Here is a 2,157-nt window from a genome sequence, read left to right as displayed (position 1 = left end):
CATATAGAATGGGATATATGATTAAAAATAGATAAGACGGGTTGAGATAAATATGAAGGAAGAATATAGTAATCAAAATACCTTTTTAAGTATGATAGATATGGATTTAATTAGACAAGGATTATTACATGCTATTCAAGATTTAGTATTCATATTGAAAGTTATTGATAATGAAACGTTTCAATATATGTATGTGAATAAAATAGGAATGGATTATGCTAGGTTAAGCGAAGAGTGCTATGGAAAAACCTTTGCAGAAGTATTACCAAAAGATATAGCGGGGATATTGCAAAGGCAATATGCAAAAGTAGTGAGAGAAGCGAAAGCACACACCTTTTGTGATGTAGTCAATTTACCAAAAGGTGAGATACACTATGAATCTTCACTTAATCCTGTCTGCGACGAAGAAGGAATATGTCAATTTGTTATTTGTATTACAAGAGATATTACAGCTCAAATTGAGGAGAAGACAGAGATAGAGGAAAAACAAATGTTATTTAAGTCGTTACTGGAATATAATAATGACTCAATTATATCTATAGATTCTATAGGGAGAGTTACATATGCAAATCCGGCAACGTATGAAATATTTGGATACCGGTATGAGGAATTAAATAATAAATTTATTTTTGAATTCATTAATAAAGAATATGAAAAAGATTTTCAAATTATATTTAAGGGATCGATGCAAGGAAAAGCAAAACAAATTGTTTCAAAGAAATATGTTCATAAAGAAGGGTACGAGCTATATATTTCTTTGAGAACTATCCCGATTATTGTGAACGGTGAAATTGTTGGGATTTATATTGTTACGAGAGATGTTACAAGGCAAGTATTAAACGAAATGCGAACAGAATATTTAGCTTACTATGACCAGTTAACGGGATTAATGAATAGAATTTCATGTACAAATAAGTTAAATACTTTTTTAAATGAGAGTGTAAATTTTGCACTTGTATTTATAGATTTAGATGAGTTTCATCGTATTAATGATACATTTGGTCATAAAGAGGGAGATAAAGTATTACAAAAAGTTACAGAATGTTTAAGTAATCTAAAAATAGAAGATATGCACTTATTTAGAGAACACGATGATCAATTTGTTATGTTGATAGAAAATATAACGAAAGAATATGTAGAGGAAGTTGCAAAAAGCATATTAAAAAACATTAGTGAATATTTTGTAATCGAAGAAGAAGATGTATATTTAAGCGCGTCAATTGGAATTGTAATGGCTCCAACAGATGGAGAAGATGAAAAAATACTATTTCAGAGAGTCGATGCTGCTTTAGAAAAAGCAAAAGAAAAAGGAAAAGGACATTATCATTTTTATTGTAGTGGATTAGACTGTGAGCGTGAACAAAGGTTTATAATAGAAAACCAGTTACATCGTGCTATAGAAAAAAATGAATTTTTCTTATATTATCAGCCACAAATTAATATTGAAACGAAAAAAATAGCTAGTATGGAAGCTTTAATAAGGTGGGAGAATAAGGAATTAGGATTTGTTTCTCCAAACCAATTTATCCCGTTGGCAGAAAGAACAGGATTTATTATTAAGCTGGATGAATGGGTAGTAAATCAAGTGTGTCAGCAATTGCGCGAATGGTTAAATAAAGGGTATGATGTGGTCCCAATTGCAGTTAATATTTCAGCTAGACACTTTCGTTCTATTACATTAATAGAGATGATTACACGGGCTTTAAATAAGTACAATGTACCAACTCATTTATTAGCGATAGAGGTTACAGAAGGAGCTCTTATACATAAAGATATATCGAAGAGAGTGTTACTACAATTAAAAGAGCAAAATTTAAAGATTCATTTAGATGATTTTGGAACAGGCTATTCATCTTTAAGTTATTTAAAAACATATCCAATTGATACTTTAAAAATTGATCGTTCTTTTATGGAAGGTATACATATAGATGAACGTGATACGAATATTACAGCTGCAATTATTCATTTAGCTCATACTTTAGAATTGAATGTAATTGCAGAAGGAGTAGAAAAAAAGGAGCAAATACAGTTTTTGAAAGAAAAGAATGTGAAGCTTGTACAAGGTTATTATTATAGCCGACCACTATCCAAATATGATATGGAAAATATGTATTATAAATAAAAAATGATGTGCTAAAAGCACATCATTTTTTATGT

At 29.7% G+C, this 2,157-nt stretch carries 1 protein-coding gene; it reads left to right on the top strand.

Going from position 1 to position 2,157, the window contains the following annotated elements; genetic code table 11:
- Positions 1-52 precede the first annotated feature (52 nt).
- Positions 53-2,122, top strand: a complete 2,070-nt coding sequence (locus ABWK52_RS28320; protein ID WP_000657169.1) for a sensor domain-containing protein — start codon at positions 53-55, stop codon at positions 2,120-2,122.
- The last annotated feature ends 35 nt before the right edge of the window (positions 2,123-2,157 follow it).

The organism is Bacillus sp. AP50, assembly GCF_040492675.1.
GTDB classification, from domain to species: domain Bacteria; phylum Bacillota; class Bacilli; order Bacillales; family Bacillaceae_G; genus Bacillus_A; species Bacillus_A cereus.
The sequence above is the reverse complement of the archived record's forward strand: the minus strand, read 5'-3'. Positions and strand labels throughout refer to the sequence as shown.

What these genes read in the sequence shown, in the direction of transcription:
- ABWK52_RS28320 (WP_000657169.1), top strand. Translation starts at nt 53, where the DNA reads ATGAAGGAAGAATATAGTAATCAAAATACCTTTTTAAGTATGATAGAT.